General features: G+C 64.4%; 8 protein-coding genes. 1 reads left to right on the forward strand and 7 read right to left on the reverse strand.

All coding sequences use genetic code 11. The features are described 5' to 3' along the window. Positions 1-62: 62 nt before the first annotated feature. The 4 genes from WD012_RS02555 to WD012_RS02570 all read right to left on the reverse strand — a co-directional run bounded on the left by WD012_RS02555 (position 63) and on the right by WD012_RS02570 (position 10,635). The gene (locus tag WD012_RS02555; RefSeq protein ID WP_339562219.1) at positions 63-4,133 is read right to left on the reverse strand and encodes a DNA-directed RNA polymerase subunit beta'; all 4,071 of its coding nucleotides are present in this window, start codon (positions 4,131-4,133) and stop codon (positions 63-65) included. Positions 4,134-4,226: 93 nt separating this feature from the next. Further along, on the reverse strand, positions 4,227-7,796 hold the full coding sequence (gene rpoB, locus WD012_RS02560; protein ID WP_339562220.1) for a DNA-directed RNA polymerase subunit beta: 3,570 nt from the start codon (positions 7,794-7,796) through the stop codon (positions 4,227-4,229). 1,102 nt (positions 7,797-8,898) lie between these two features. Further along, entirely contained in the window at positions 8,899-9,561 is a 663-nt protein-coding gene (locus WD012_RS02565; RefSeq protein ID WP_339562221.1) for a hypothetical protein, read from the reverse strand. A 48-nt stretch (positions 9,562-9,609) separates the two neighbouring features. Next, on the reverse strand, positions 9,610-10,635 hold the full coding sequence (locus WD012_RS02570; RefSeq protein WP_339562222.1) for an HhH-GPD family protein: 1,026 nt from the start codon (positions 10,633-10,635) through the stop codon (positions 9,610-9,612). An 81-nt stretch (positions 10,636-10,716) separates the two neighbouring features. Between WD012_RS02570 and WD012_RS02575 the strand changes: the two genes are divergently transcribed. Further along, entirely contained in the window at positions 10,717-11,391 is a 675-nt protein-coding gene (locus WD012_RS02575) for a tRNA (cytidine(34)-2'-O)-methyltransferase (RefSeq protein WP_339562223.1), read from the forward strand. A 1,384-nt stretch (positions 11,392-12,775) separates the two neighbouring features. Here WD012_RS02575 and WD012_RS02580 read toward each other — a convergent pair. The 3 genes from WD012_RS02580 to galK all read right to left on the reverse strand — a co-directional run bounded on the left by WD012_RS02580 (position 12,776) and on the right by galK (position 16,281). Next, positions 12,776-14,140 carry a PFL family protein gene (locus WD012_RS02580; protein ID WP_339562224.1) on the reverse strand — a complete coding sequence of 455 codons (1,365 nt, stop codon included), beginning with the start codon at positions 14,138-14,140 and terminating at the stop codon, positions 12,776-12,778. A 67-nt stretch (positions 14,141-14,207) separates the two neighbouring features. Further along, entirely contained in the window at positions 14,208-14,480 is a 273-nt protein-coding gene (locus WD012_RS02585; RefSeq protein WP_015449974.1) for an ACT domain-containing protein, read from the reverse strand. Between the two features lie 511 nt (positions 14,481-14,991). Further along, positions 14,992-16,281 (reverse strand): galactokinase, encoded by a 1,290-nt coding sequence (galK, locus tag WD012_RS02590; RefSeq protein ID WP_339562225.1) that lies wholly within the window; start codon positions 16,279-16,281, stop codon positions 14,992-14,994. Positions 16,282-16,314 lie beyond the last annotated feature (33 nt).

The following is a 16,314-nucleotide window of genomic DNA, read 5'->3' on the forward strand; positions in this document are numbered from 1 at the left end:
CGCAATCCCGCAACCGCCCGGCCCGAATGCATCAGTCAGCCGGAACGAAAGCCTGAATGGGGTCAGGCCTGCGTATCGTCATCCCCGGTGTTGTCCGGCCCGTCGCCGTCGACCTCACCGTCGATATCCTCCTGGCCGCCCTGGTCATCCAGGAAGTCGTCCGGGTTGAAGTCGTCCGGGTTGAAGTCATCGCCGAGCTTCATGTCGCCGAAATCGATGCCGGAAAGGTCGATGTCGCCGTTCTCGTCGCCGAAGTCGAGCGGGGCGTCGGTGTCGCCACCCAGCCCGAAGTTCGGGTAGATGGTGTCACGGATCGCCTTGTCCGGTTCGACCGTCGCGTTACGGTAACGCGCCAGGCCGGTACCGGCCGGGATCAGCTTGCCGATGATCACGTTCTCCTTGAGGCCCTTGAGATCGTCTTCCTTCTCATTCAGGGCGGCCTCGGTGAGCACACGCGTGGTCTCCTGGAAGGATGCGGCGGACAGCCACGAGTCGGTGGCGAGCGAAGCCTTGGTGATACCCATGAGCTCCGGACGGCCGGTGGCCGGCTTGCCGCCGTTCTTGACGGTCTGCTTGTTGATCTCCTGGAACTTCTGGCGGTCAACGAGCTCGCCCGGCAGCAGCGAGGTGTCGCCGGCGTCAAGCACGGTCACGCGACGCAGCATCTGGTGCACGATGACCTCGATGTGCTTGTCGTGGATGTCCACGCCCTGGGAGCGGTACACGTTGTGCACTTCCTCCACGATGTTGACCTGGGCGGCACGCGGGCCGAGGATGCGCAGGATCTTCTTCGGATCGACGGAACCTTCGCACAGCTGGGTGCCGGCGGCCACGTGGTCGCCGTCCTTGACCATGAGCGGGGCGCGGCGAGACACCGGGTAGACGATCGGTTCGACGCTGTCGTCATCCGGGGACAGCGTGACCTGGCGGCCGCGGTCGGTGTCCTGCACCTTGACGGTGCCGGCATATTCGGTGATCGGCGCCTCGCCCTTCGGGGTACGGGCCTCGAACAACTCGGTGACACGCGGAAGACCCTGCGTGATATCGGACGCCGAAGCGACACCGCCGGAGTGGAAGGAACGCAGCGTCAGCTGGGTACCAGGCTCGCCGATGGACTGGGCGGCGACGATACCGACGGCCTCGCCGACATCGACCAGCGTGTTGGTGGCCAGCGACCAGCCGTAGCACTTCGCGCACACGCCGCGCTTGGATTCGCAGGTGAGCACGGAACGCGCCTTGACCTCCTCCACACCGTGGGCAACCATGTCGCGCAGCACGTCCATGGACATGGCCTCGTCGCGCTTGTACAGCACTTCGCCGGTCTTCGGGTCGAGCACGTCCTCGGCGAGCAGGCGGGAGTACGGACCGCCGTCGGCCGCCTTGACGAGCACGAGATTGCCGTTCTCGTCACGCTCGGCGACCTTCATGGGCAGGCCGCGCTTGGTGCCGCAGTCTTCCTCGCGCACGATGACCTCCTGCGCGACGTCGACCAGACGACGGGTCAGGTAACCGGATTCCGCGGTACGCAGTGCGGTATCGGCCAGGCCCTTGCGCGCGCCGTGCTGGGAGATGAAGTACTCGAGCACGGACAGGCCCTCACGGTAGTTGGACTTGACAGGACGCGGGATGATCTCGCCCTTCGGGTTGGCCACGAGGCCTCGCATACCGGCGATCTGGCGGATCTGCATCCAGTTGCCTCGTGCGCCGGACTGGACCATGATGTTCACGTTGTTGTCATCGTGGAAGTTGTCGCGCATGGCGCCTGCGACCTTGTCGGTGCACTCGGTCCACAGGTTGATGAGCTCCTGGCGGCGCTCCTCGTCGGTCAACAGACCGAGGTCGAACTGGGAGTTGACCTTCGCGGCCTGGTCCTCGTAATCCTTGATGATCGTCTCGCGATCCGGCGGCTCGACGATGTCGGAGAAGGCCATCGTGACGCCCGACCACGGTGCGCGGGTGAAGCCGAGGTCCTTGAGCGCGTCGAGGGACGCGGCGACCTGCTGCGTGGAGTAACGGGTGGCGATGTCGTCGACGATCTTGGCGAGGCGGCCCTTGGGGACCTGCTCGTTGATGAACGGGTAGTCCACCGGCAGGGTGCCGTTGAACAGGATGCGTCCGTACGAGGTGGCGAACAGGTAGGTGCCGTCGGAGAAGCGCTCCTCCTTGACGACATCCGGGCTGCCCGGCTCCGGGTCGGTGACCTTGAGCTCGCCCGGCTCCCAGCCGGTCGGCAGCACGAAGTCCTTCGGCATGCGGATGAGCACCTCGGCCTGCATGTCGATGTCATGCTTGTCCAGCGCCATGATGACCTCGTCCAGCGAGCCGAACACACGGCCCTGGCCCTTGGCGCCCTCGACCACGGTGGTCAGATAGTACAGGCCGAGGATCATGTCCTGGCTCGGCATGGTGACGGTGTGGCCGTCGGCGGGCTTGAGGATGTTGTCGGACGCCATCATGAGCGTACGGGCCTCCGCCTGCGCTTCGGCGCTCAGCGGCAGGTGGATGGCCATCTGGTCGCCGTCGAAGTCCGCGTTGAACGCGGCGCAGGCGAGCGGCGGCAGGTGGATGGCCTTGCCTTCGACCAGGATCGGCTCGAAGGCCTGGATGCCCAGACGGTGCAACGTAGGCGCACGGTTGAGGAGCACCGGATGCTCGGAGATGACCTCCTCGAGCACGCCCCACACGGCCGGGTCGGCGCGGTCGACCAGATGCTTCGCGCTCTTCATGTTCTGCGCGTAGTTGAGGTCCACAAGACGCTTGATGACGAACGGCTTGAACAGCTCGAGCGCCATCGGCTTGGGCAGGCCGCACTGGTGCATGCGCAGGCTCGGGCCGACGACGATCACGGAACGGCCGGAGTAGTCGACGCGTTTGCCGAGCAGGTTCTGGCGGAAGCGGCCCTGCTTGCCCTTGAGCATGTCGGCCAGGGACTTGAGCGGGCGGTTCGAGGCGCCGGTGACCGGGCGGCCACGACGGCCGTTGTCGAACAGGGAGTCGACGGCTTCCTGGAGCATGCGCTTCTCGTTGTTGAGCATGATCTCCGGGGCGCCGAGCTCGATGAGGCGCTTGAGACGGTTGTTGCGGTTGATGACGCGACGATACAGGTCGTTGAGGTCGGAGGTCGCGAAACGGCCGCCGTCCAGCTGGACCATCGGGCGCAGATCCGGCGGGATGACCGGGATCACGTCGAGCACCATGGCCTCCGGCTTGTTGTCGGTGGTCAGGAACGCGTTGACGACCTTCAAACGCTTGAGCGCGCGGGCCTTACGCTGGCCGGTGCCCTTGTCGATCTCCTCGCGCAGCTCCTCGGCAGCGGCCTTCAGGTCGAAGTCCTGCAGGCGCTTCTTGATGGCCTCGGCGCCCATGCAGCCGTCGAAGTAGTCGCCGTAGCGGTCCTTCATCTCACGCCACAGGTCGACGTCGCCTTCCATATCGCCGGGCTTGAGGCTCTTGAAACGGTCGAACACGGCGGTCAGACGCTGGATCTGGTCGTCGTAGCGCTGGCGGATCGCCGCCAGGTCGCGCTCGGCGCTGCTGCGCAGCTTGGCGCGGGCGCTGCCCTTGGCTTCGCCGGCCTCTTCGAGGGCGTGCAGATCCTCCTCGACCTTCTTGGCGCGTGCGTCGATCTCGCTTTCGCGGCGCCGCTCGAGGCTCGCGATCTCGTTATCGAACTCGGCCTGCAGGTCAGGCAGATCCTGGTGACGCTGCTCCTCGTCGACCTCGGTGACCATGTAGGCCGCGAAGTAGATGACCTTCTCGAGGTCCTTCGGGGCGATGTCCAGCAGATAGCCCAGACGGCTCGGAACACCCTTGAAATACCAGATGTGGGTGACCGGCGCGGCCAGTTCGATGTGGCCCATGCGTTCGCGGCGCACGCGGCTGCGGGTGACCTCCACGCCGCAGCGCTCGCACACGATGCCCTTGAAGCGCACGCGCTTGTACTTGCCGCACGCGCACTCCCAGTCGCGGGTCGGGCCGAAGATCTGCTCGCCGAACAGACCGTCCTTCTCGGGCTTGAGGGTACGGTAGTTGATGGTTTCAGGCTTCTTGACCTCGCCATAGCTCCAGCCGCGGATGTCGTCGGCGGTGGCCATGCCAATGCGAAGCTTGTCAAATGCGTTGACGTCCAGCACTCTTGATTCCTGTCTTTGAAATTGGTTCCATCACGTTTGCGGGAGCCGTCCGCGCCCCGGCCCGCTATAGGCGGGACGCGGACGGCTGTGTCGTCACTTGTACTCGGGCTCTTCCGCGGCCTGGTCCTCCTTGGCGGAGGCGTCCGGGCGGGCACCGATGTTGAAGCCGAGGTCGTTCGAGTTGGAAGCGGGGTCGTCGTCCTCCTCGCGCATGTCGATCGCCTGGCCGTCGGCGTTGAGCACCTCGACGTTCAGGGCGAGCGACTGCATTTCCTTGAGCAGCACCTTGAAGGACTCCGGGATGCCTGCCGGCGGCAGGTTCTCGCCCTTCACGATGGCGCCGTAGGCGCGGACGCGGCCGTCGACGTCATCGGACTTGGTGGTCATCATCTCGTGCAGCGTGTAGGCGGCGCCGTAGGCCTCGAGGGCCCACACCTCCATCTCGCCGAAGCGCTGGCCGCCGAACTGGGCCTTGCCGCCGAGCGGCTGCTGCGTGATCATCGAGTACGGGCCGGTGGAACGCGCGTGGATCTTGTCGTCGACCAGGTGGTGCAGCTTGAGCATGTACATGTAGCCTACGGAGATCGGCTTGGGGAACGGCTCGCCGGTGCGGCCGTCGAACAGCTGCGCCTTGCCGTCCTCGCCCACGAGCTTGTTACCGTCCTTGTCCGGCAGCGTGCACTTGAGCAGGCCCTTCAAGGTATCAGGACGGACACCGTCGAAGACCGGGGTCGCGACCGGGGTGCCCGGCGCGCCCTTCTCAGCGCCCTGCGGCACGTACTTCTTCCAGGCGGCCTCGACATCCGGGTCGATGCTGATATCCCAGCCCGCGTGCGCGATCCAGCCGAGATGGAGCTCGAGCACCTGGCCCAGATTCATTCGGCTCGGCACGCCGAGCGGGTTGAGCATGATGTCGACCGGCGTGCCGTCCGCCATGAACGGCATGTCCTCTTCCGGAAGGATCCGGGAGATGACGCCCTTGTTGCCGTGGCGGCCGGAGAGCTTGTCGCCCTGCGTGATCTTGCGGTGCTGCGCGATGTACACGCGGATCATCTGGTTGACGCCGTTGGGCAGCTCGTCGCCGTCCTCCTCGGCGTCTTCGCGGGTGATCTCCTTGACCGCGATGACGGTACCGGTCTCGCCGTGGGGCACGCGCAGCGAGGTGTCGCGCACCTCGCGGCTCTTCTCGCCGAAGATCGCGCGCAGCAGGCGCTCCTCCGGGGTCAGCTCGGTCTCGCCCTTCGGGGTGACCTTGCCGACCAGGATGTCGCCGGCCTCGACCTCGGCGCCGATGCGGATGATGCCGCGCTCGTCAAGGTTCGCCACCGCGTCCTCGCCGACGTTCGGCAGGTCGCGGGTGATTTCCTCGGCGCCCAGCTTGGTTTCGCGCGCGTCAATCTCGAACTCGTCGATGTGGATGGACGACAGGGTGTCGTCACGCACCAGACGCTGGGAGATGATCACGGCGTCCTCGTAGTTGTAGCCGTTCCACGGCATGAATGCGATGAGCAGGTTCTTGCCCAGTGCCAGATCGCCCTTCTCGGTGGCCGGGCCGTCCGCGAGGACCGTGCCCTTCTCCACGCGCTCGCCGTGCTTGACGAGCGGGACCTGGTTGTAGCAGGTCGTCTGGTTGGAACGCTGGAACTTGGCGAGCTTGTAGCTGGACTGCGTGCCGTCGTCGTTCATCGTGCGGATGATATCGGCGGACACGTAGGTGACCACTCCGTCCTTCTCGGCGAGGATCACGTCGCCTGAATCGACCGCGGCACGCCATTCGGAGCCGGTGCCCACGAGCGGGCGCTCGGACTTGACCAGCGGGACGGCCTGACGCTGCATGTTGGTACCCATGAGCGCTCGGTGGCCTTCATCGTGCTCGAGGAACGGGATCAGGGAGGCGCCGACGGACACCATCTGGCGCGGGGAGACATCCATGTAGTCGACCATCTCGACCGGGACATCCTCCGCCTCGCCCTGCGCGTCTCGCACGAGGGCTTCCTTGGAGACGAAGTTGCCGTTCTCGTCAAGCTCCTGGTTGGCCTGCGCGATCACGTGCTCGGCCTCGCGGTCGGCGGTCATGTAGACGACCTCGTCGGTCACATGGCCGTTGACGACCTTGCGGTACGGGGTCTCGATGAAGCCGAACGGGTTGATGCGGCCGAAGGTCGCCAGCGAGCCGATGAGGCCGATGTTCGGGCCTTCAGGGGATTCGATCGGGCACATACGGCCGAAGTGGGAGGGGTGCACGTCTCGCACTTCCATGGACGCGCGGTCGCGCGACAGGCCGCCGGGGCCCAGGGCGGACAGACGGCGCTTGTTGGTCACGCCGGCCAGCGGGTTGTTCTGGTCCATGAACTGGGACAGCTGGGAGGTGCCGAAGAACTCCTTGATGGTCGCGTTGACCGGGCGGATGTTGATCAGCGACTGCGGGGTGATGGCCTCGGCGTCCTGCGTGGTCATGCGCTCGCGCACGACACGCTCCATACGGCTCAGGCCTGTGCGCAGCTGGTTCTGGATCAGCTCGCCGACCTGGCGGATACGACGGTTGCCGAAGTGGTCGATATCGTCCACGTCCACGCGCAGGTCGACCGGCTCGCCGTCGCGCATGCCCGGGAAGGTCTTGGCGCCGGAGTGCAGGGTCACCAGGTACTTGATGGTGGCGATGATGTCCTCGCGGCTCAGGCTGCGGTCGTTGTAGTCGCGCTCGAGGCCGAGCTTGCGGTTGATCTTGTAGCGGCCGACGCGCGCCAGATCGTAGCGCTTGGTGTTGAAGTAGAAGGAATCCAGCAGGTTCTTGCCGGCCTCGGGGGTCGGGGTGTCCGCCGGACGGATCTTCTTGTACAGGTCGACCAGGGCCTCGTCCTGCGTGTTGATCGAGGTTTCCTTCGCCAGGGCGTCGATCACGAGCGGGTAGTCCTTGAAGGAGTCGGCGATCTCCTGCTTGGTCATGCCGATGGCCATGAGGAACACAATCGCGGACTGCTTGCGCTTGCGGTCGACGCGCACGCCGAGGACGTCACGCTTGTCGATCTCGAACTCGAGCCATGCGCCGCGGCTCGGGATGATCTTCGCGCCGAAGACCTCCTTGTCGGAGGTGCGGTCCTGCTGGCGGTCGAAGTACACGCCCGGGGAGCGCACGAGCTGCGAGACGATGACGCGCTCGGTGCCGCCGATGATGAAGGTGCCGTGCGGGGTCTGCAGCGGGAAGTCCCCCATGAAGACCGTCTGGCTCTTGATCTCGCCGGTGTCGCCGTTCTCGAACTCGGCGTTCACGTACAGCGGCGCGGAATAGGTGTAATCCTTCTCCTTGCACTCCTGGATCGTGTGGCGCGGCTCCTCGAAGTACGGGTCGGAGAAGGTCAGGCTCATGGTCTGGGCGAAGTTCTCGATCGGGGAGATCTCCTGGAAGACCTCGTCAAGACCGGAAACGTGCGGCACGGTGTTGGTGCCGTTCTTCTCGTCTTCCTCGACGCGCTTCTGCCAGCGCTCGTTGCCGATCAGCCAGTCGAAGCTGTCGGTCTGCACGCCCAGCAGGTAGGGTACATCGATGGGCTCGCGGATGGAGCCGAAATTCACGCGATCCGACGCCTTGTGCAGTTTGATGTCATGCTCGTCGGCACGTGCGATGACTTTGGTGGTGTTCGTCGTAGCTTGTTCAGCAGCCAATGGACGTTCCTTATCGCTCGCTTTGTCGTTGGTTCCCCGGAAACGCTGGCGGACGGCCACTATATGCTGTTCGCGGGCGCTTCTTCACTGTCAGCGTGCCCGCAATATGACACACTTTACGCAAATTCCATACTTTAGTCGATAATGACGCCTGTCGCAACTACGACACGCTTGGCCGGGCGGATGGGCGCGAGGGCGGATTCGGGGCCGGGCCTGGTAAAAGTCAGACGGGACGGGGACGAGACAGGATGGGGGCAGGCAGAGACAAGGGCGAGGCCGAGGCGAGCGCCCGGGCGACGGGCTGGTCGTGTCGAGGCCAATCGTGTGTGAGCCGATCCTCGCACAATGACCAACAGGGGCCACCAAACCGGCCAACACCAGCCAGCCAACCCGCCACCATGCGAGCCAATCCTCACGCAACAGCCCCCTACCCAACCGGACTGCCACTCCATCGCGACCGGTTCCGCCATTGCGCGAGCCAATCCTCACACAACCGCCCCCGGCACAGCCAAACCACCGACCCAAGACCGCCTACCAGGTCATCATGTGAACGAATCCTCACATAACAGCCCCCCTACCCAACCGGACTGCCGCTCTACTGCGACCGATTCTGTCATTGTGTGAACCAATCCTCACACAGCCGCACTCCACCCAGTCGAATCACCGTTCCATGACCACCGAAACGCCCACCGTGTGAGCAGACCCTCACACAAGTCGCATCGGTCTGACACGCCATCAGATACCACCGCCATCCGCGCATACCCGCACATACGAAACCCGGCCTATCACCGTCCGGCCTGCCGATTCACGCCCTGAACCTGCGGATCATGGGTGCCACGACATACACCCTCCAGCGGATCAGACCCCATAGGCCGCCCCCACACCCGCAAACCGCACATCCCGCGTGCCGGCGCATACACAACCCGGCACATCGCGCACCGGCCGCTCCCCCGACCGGTCTCACAGCACATACGCCACGCTGCGTATGCCGGCGCAACCATCATCGGTCGGATTCACAAGCCGCCCGATTACACGCCTCCAAACCCGGAAAGCCCGTCCGTTTGTTCGGCAGCACCTATCAACAGTGTCTACTCAGCAGTGCCTATTCAACAGTGACCGTCACCTTGTTGCTCACGATCTTCGGGTGGTCCTTCATGGACAGTTGCGCGGTGTACGTGCCGGCGTCGACCTTCGGCAGCGTCGAATCCTCGGCGCAGGAGCCCCCGATGCGGTTCGTGTTCCACGTGATCGTCTGCGTATCGGTGTCACCCACCGCGAGCAGCAGCCTGCGCGAATCGACATCGCAGGCATCGGAGCGCCACACCGTATCGTCGCCCGACTTGATGGTCAGGACACGTGAATCATCCGCCGCGTCGATCAAGCAGCTGCTCTTGCCTTTCTGCAGATACGTGATGGTCGCGGTGAATTTCATGGCCCCTCCGACGGCCACGGACTGCGAATCCGACTGGAGCGACAGCTTGACATCCGACGCCGTGCAGTCCTTCACCGTGCTTTTGCGCATGGGCGTCGGCACGGATTTGCGCGACAACGCCATCAGATCGTCATGCCTGACCGCCGCGTCGATGGCCATCATGCCGCGCCCGAGACTGTACACGCAGAACACGGTCAGCGCGAGTGCCAGCACCAGAGCGATAAGCGCGACGATACGCCGCCTGCGGTAGATCTGCCGCTGTCGTTTGGACAGCTTGCGACGGGGGCGACGATTCCGCGGCTTGCTGGGGGTGCGCTGGCTGCTCGATGACATACGTCCCAGTGTAATCATGCCCAGTGCAATCATGCCGGCGGTGACGTGTCACGCGGACGCCGCATCGGACTGCGGGGTGTCGGCATCGGCGGCACGCCCGGCGGGCAGGCGAATCCCCTCATCACCGATGATCTCGATGAGCCCGTCCTCGTCAAGCGAGGCGACACACGCGTCAAGCTGCACCCGGTCAGGCCATAGCGCCGCCACCCGTGCGCGCGGCAACACCGGGGCGTCCCCGGGCAGCGCTCGCAATGCGGCCAGCACAATGCCACGCACCTGCCGATTCGTGCCAGCGAACCGCTGCCGGGGCCGGGTACGACGCTGCCCCAGCCCCGGGCGTCCGGCAGCAAGAAATGCACAGACCGACGCGACCGGGCAGGTCTCGCAAGCCGGCGATTTTGCCGCGCACACCAGCGCGCCGAGCTCCATCACCGCCTCGTTCCATACGACGCTGGCCGCCCGGTCTTCGGGAAGCACGCGCGAAGCCAGGTCCCGGTCCTTCGCCGACGTGGAACCACCCAAGGATTCCTCGCCGACAAACAGCCGCGTCAGGACACGCCGGATATTCGTATCGATGACGGCGATCCGCTCGCCGAATGCGAAGCTCAGAACCGCGCTCGCCGTGTAATCGCCGATTCCGGGCAGCGCGACCAGCTCGTCGTAGCTGCGAGGCAGCTGGTCGCCATACATCGTGGCGACCTCGCGGGCGCACTCCTGGAGGCGCAAGGCACGACGCGGATAGCCGAGACGCCCCCAAGCGGTGATGACCTCCGCGGTGGATGCCGCGGCGAGCGCTTCCGGGTCCGGCCAGTGACGCATCCACGCGGTCCAGTAGGGCACGACCCGGCTCATCTGGGTCTGCTGGCTCATGACCTCGCTGACGAGGACGCCCCACGGGGTGGTACGGCCGAACCGCCATGGCAGGTCGCGGGCATTCGCGTGCCACCACAGGGCGAGCGTGCGCTGGATTTGGGGCGTGTGGTGGATTTGGGGCGTGTGGTCTGCGGCGGCCGGCTTGGCGCGGCCGGATGGTGCGTCTGGCGTATGCGGGGTGTCAGGTCGGTTGGTGTTCATCGTGTGCCGTATCTTAGCATCCGGCTGGGGTGTGGTTGGCGTGTGGCGTGGCTGTCGGTTGAGCGGGTTAGGTTGGAGCGTATGACACATGAAGCCAATCCGCAGCAGTCTCAGGCCGCCGGCTCGTCGGCGGATCCGGAGGCGAAGGTCGAGTCGATGTTCGAATACGGGTATCGCAAGTCGAATTATGGGCCGGATGAGCTCGTCACCGACGCGCACGGCAATCCGATCAATGTGACGGATGCGATGATGAGCGCCGAGGATGCGGCGAAGGCCGAGACGAGCACGCCGCACCTGTGCTACTACTCGCCGCGTATCCCCGGCAATACGGGGTCGGCGATCCGTCTGTGCGCGGTGACGGGGACGATCCTGCATCTGGTTGAGCCGCTTGGATTCAATCTGCATGATACGAAGTTGCGCCGCGCCGGCCTTGATTACCATGACATGGCGCATGTGGTGCTGCACCCGGATTTTGACAATCTGGTTGAATCGATGCCGAATTCAAGGATCATCGCGTTTACGGCGCATGCGACGAAGCTGTACACGGAGGTCGAGTACCGGCCGACGGACATTCTGCTGTTCGGCCCTGAGCCGGGCAATATTCCCGATCCGACGGATATCATGTTCGGCCCGCATGTCGCCGAGCAGGTGCGACTGCCGATGCGCCCGAGCCTGCGAAGCCTGAACCTGACCAACTGCGCGTCCATAGCCATCTACGAAGCCTGGCGCCAACTCAAATTCAAGGGCGGCGCGTAGACGAAATGGCCCAATGGGCCATTTCGTAGCACCGCTGAGGGCCGATTGTATCGAGGCCCGAAGCAGAAAAAACAGCCGGCAAAGCCGACAAAATCACAAAACAAGCCCGGCGCGTAAATCAAACACCCCAGGGGGTGTTTGATAGCGCCGCTGAGGGCCGATTGTATCGAGGCCCGAAGCAGAAAAAACGGCGCGAAGCGCACCAAAAAATAATACAAGCCCGGCGCGTAAGCGAAATGGCCCAGTGGGCCGTTTCGTAGCGCCGCTGAGGCCCGATTGTATCGAGGGCAGAAGCAGAAAAACAGCCGGCGAAGCCGACAACAGAACAACACAACCCCAGCGCGTGATTGCATGAGCTTGATCAATCGTCCCGATCCCCAGTGCATCCGCCGTGTCGGCACTTCGCAGCGGTGCCGTCTTCACTAGGAGACTACCGCTGTCAGGGCACTGGTGGGAGTCCGGACCGGAATCGGCATGCCGGTCGCTTTCTCCCGGGAGAAGTCAACGGGTTGCGAAATCCCCGACTGTTCTCCCGGGAGAAATCGCGGATTTCGCAATCCGTGGCTATGTTCCCGCACAACCCATGGGAGTTTATGAGAATCCGCCCTCTCCACGGATGATTTCCCATCAGAAACATTGAAATTCCGCGATTCTTGAAATTCAACCCAGAAACGGTTCGCGGGAGAACAACAGCAGAATGACATATTCGCAGTAATCTCCCGCCAGGAAGCGGGAGATTATTCGTCTAAGGCCGGTTCACCACAGATTTCCCGCAACGGATTTCCAGCGACCCCCGTTGGCGCAGATGAACCGTATATCGACACGACTTGTTCCGTGTTCGCGCAACGAAATCCCCACGCTCTTCACCTTCTGCCGATGCTCAGGCACCCCTCAGCGTCGGCAGAAGGTGAAAGCGGACCGACGAATCGCACCCCGTCTGAAATATCTGGGTATTTTCCAGAATGCGTGTCCGAAACCAGCGGCCCCGTAGCGGCTCATAGCATGCGGGCGGCTCGAATATGCCGCGCCGCGCACGACCCGGCACGCATCACGCACCAGATAGAAAACCTCCAGCCCCGCCCGGGAGCCGTAATGCCGGCTTTCGTATGCCCCGGCATGCGCACACCGCAGGACACAGACCGATACGGCCACCTTCCATCAAGATCTGTTCAGCCGCGCTTGCCACGGCACACACGACGTGCACGGAGACCGGAACAATAACTCCCGGCTCCCACACACCCCACCACCAGACACACGTGTCGGCTTACAACCCACGCTTTGCACCATCAGCCCGTATCGCGAACGGGCCGCGCACCGGGCTGAAACCGGTGGCACGGCCCGTTGCGGACACACCAGATATCGCTGGATGGAACCTTGTTCCAGCTCAGTTCTTGAAGCTGTGGATTGGCGCCGGGATTCGGCCGCCGCGCGACACGAAGGCCTCGCAGCTGGCGGTGTTGACCGGCATGATCGGCGCGTAGCCCATGAGCCCGCCGAATTCCGCGGATTCGCCGACACCCTTGCCGATGACCGGGATCACGCGCACGGCGGTCGTCTTCTGGTTGACCATGCCGATGGCCGCCTCGTCGGCGATCAGGCCGGAGATGGTGGACGGCGTGGTATCGCCCGGGATCGCGATCATGTCGAGGCCGACCGAGCATACGCAGGTCATCGCCTCGAGCTTTTCGATGCGCAGGCAGCCGGACGCCGCCGCGTCGATCATGTTTTTGTCTTCGGACACCGGGATGAACGCGCCGGACAGGCCGCCAACGTACGAGGACGCCATGATGCCGCCCTTCTTGACTTGGTCGTTGAGCATGGCGAGCGCCGCCGTGGTGCCGGGCGCGCCGACCTGCTCAAGCCCGCACTTCTCGAGCACTTCGCCGACGGAATCGCCGGCAGCGGCGGTCGGGGCGAGCGACAGATCGATGATGCCGAACGGGATACCGAGCCGGCGCGACGCCTCCTGGGCGACCAGCTGGCCGACGCGCGTGATCTTGAAGGCGGTGCGCTTGATGGTTTCGCACAGGAATTCGAAATCCTTGCCCTTGGCCTCGTCAAGCGCGCGGGAAACCACGCCGGGGCCAGAAACGCCGACATTAATGACCGCGTCGCCTTCAGTGACGCCGTGGAAGCCGCCTGCCATGAACGGGTTGTCGTCCGGCGCGTTGCAGAACACCACAAGCTTGGTGCAGCCATCGCTGTCGGTCTCGCGGGTGGCGTAGGCGACGTCCTTGACGATGTGGCCGAGCAGGTAGACCGCGTTCATGTCGATGCCGGTCTTGGTGGAGCCGACGTTCACCGAGGAGCACACGATGTCGGTTTCGCTCAACGCCTGCGGCAGGGATCGGATGAGCATCTCCTCGGCAGGGGTCATGGATTTGGAGACGAGCGCGGAGTAACCGCCGATGAGATCCACGCCGACGGTTTTCGCGGCTTTGTCAAGCGCGTGGGCGATGCGCACGAAATCCTCGGAGCTCTTGCAGGCGCTCGCGCCGACCAGCGAGATCGGTGTGACGGTGATGCGCTTGTTGACGATCGGGATGCCGTAATCGCGTTCAATGGCTTCGCCGGTGGAGACCAGGTCCCTGGCGTAGGTGGTGATCTTGCGGTAGATGTTGTCGCACACCTCGTCCACGGTGTCGGCCGCGCAGTCAAGCAGGCTGATGCCCATGGTGATGGTGCGCACGTCGAGCTTCTCCTGCTCGATCATCTTGTTGGTCTCGTGGACCTCCATGATATTCAGCATGGTCGTGTCTGTCCTTTTCGATTCGTTCGGTTGCGTTCTTGCGCGGCGATCCGCGTGATGGCTGGACTCAGACGCGATGCATCTTGGTGAAGATCTCTTCGCGCTGGCAGCGGATGCGCACGCCGATCTCCTCGCCGAGCTTGTCGAGGTCGTTGACCATGGTGCCGAATTCGTTGTCGGCGTTGCTGTAATCGACAATCATCATCATGTTGAAGAACCCGTCGATGATGGTCTGCGAGATGTCGAGGACGTTGACATGGTGACCGGAAAGGTATGTGCAGACGCGGGCGATGATGCCGACGGTGTCCTGGCCTACGACGGTGATGATTGCCTTGTTCATGGATCTCCCTTGGAAAATCGGTGCGATGGTATCCAGATGGATACAAGTATAGGGAATGCACCCGTCATCATGCCTGTCGGTGTCCGTTCCGGCGGTTTGGGTATGCCGGATGCCGATGGGGACGGTACCACGGGTGTGATTTCAGGGGTCGATCTTCGCGGCATGGAGAGCACAGGGACGGCTGCCGAATTGCGGCGTGGACAGGAGGCCTGATATTCCGCCACTGTTGGAATCCCCCAGACCCGGCCGTTCCGCCGCGACGGCCGATTACGCTCCGCGGCTGCGATTCCATGCACCGATGTACACCGTATGGAAAAGTAACCGTGGCCCGCTGGGAGCCGCCGGCGGGAAGGCCGCTGGGAAAACCGCATGATTGCGACGTTCTCCTTACCCGCGCGGCATCCGGATCCCCCGACAGGCCTTGGTTGCTGTCCATACCGTGGATTTTCCGGCCGAATTCGGTCACCTGGGGCCGTTGCCGGCTGTACGGTGTTCCGGCACGACCAAACACTCAGTCGACGCGATGCGCCGAGGCGGATGCGACCGCGGCGAGCGCCCGCGGCTGGCGGAATCCATGCGCTGCGAACGCGTCGGCGATCTTCTGCGCGACTTCGCGGCTGCGTCCCTTGTCCACCAACGCGATGATCGAGCCGCCGAAGCCGCCGCCGGTCATGCGGGCGCCGTACGCGCCATTGGCCCGCGCGGTGTCCACGGCGACATCGAGTTCCGGTACGGTGACTTCATAGTCGTCGCGCAGCGAGTCGTGGGAGGCGTTGAACAGTTCGCCGGCACGCTTGATATCCCCTGCGGCGAACGCGTCGACGAACCGCCCGACACGGCCGATTTCGGTGATCACGTGACGCACACGACGGCGGGACACCTCGTCGTCAAGCTTGCCGAGCACGTCCGCCAGGGCGGCATCGGGGTCGGCGGCGGCACTGACCTGGTCGGCGATCACCCGCAGGTTGTCCACGCCGAGCCTGGCCGCCGCCTGCTCGCAGGTGGCGCGACGCTGGGCGTACTGCCCGTCGTTGAGCTGATGTGGTGCCTGGGTGTCCACGACCAGCAGCTCAAGCCCGTACTGGTCGAGGTCGAAGGTCTGCTGAGACACGCTCTCGAGGGCGCTCAGGCCCGGCCGGCAGTCCAGGAGCAGCGCGTGCCCCGGCGTGCATCGCATGGACGCGTTCTGGTCGAGCCCGCCGGTGGAGGCGCCCGCCATATCGTTTTCAGCGGCGATGGCCGCGTTGATCAGGGTGATGCGTCCGGCATCGCTGGAGCCGAAGCCGAGCCTGTACACGTCGTCGAGGGCGAGGGCGGTCGAGCAGGTCATCGCGGCGGAGGAGCTCAGGCCCGAGCCGAGCGGCACGCATGAGGCGAAGGCCGCGTCGAAGCCCTTGACTTGCCCGAATCCGGCCTCGCGCAACGCCCATGCGACACCGACCGGGTAGGCCGCCCACCCGTCGACGCCTCCGGCGGCGAGACCGTCCAGATTCGCCTGTGCGACCTTGTCGGGGCTCACGTCCGATACCACGCGCACGAGTGTGTCCTCACGCGGTTTCAACGCGATGTACGTGCGGTGCGGCAGCGCGATCGGCAGGCACAGGCCGGCGTTGTAATCCGTGTGCTCGCCGATGAGGTTGACCCGTCCGGGGGCCGCCCATACGCCTTCCGGCGTCTCGCCGTATGCCTGTTCGAACAGGTCGCGTGCCGCCTGTGCGCCTTCGGTGTCGCCCATCGCGTCGATGAACGGGATGTCACCGGCGGCATCCTTCGTTGCATGCTGCTGGATTGCTGTTGTCATGATTGGTCCTTTCGGATGGTGTTGTGCGGTGTT

It is taken from the genome of Bifidobacterium thermophilum (assembly GCF_037482445.1).
GTDB classification, from domain to species: domain Bacteria; phylum Actinomycetota; class Actinomycetes; order Actinomycetales; family Bifidobacteriaceae; genus Bifidobacterium; species Bifidobacterium thermophilum_B.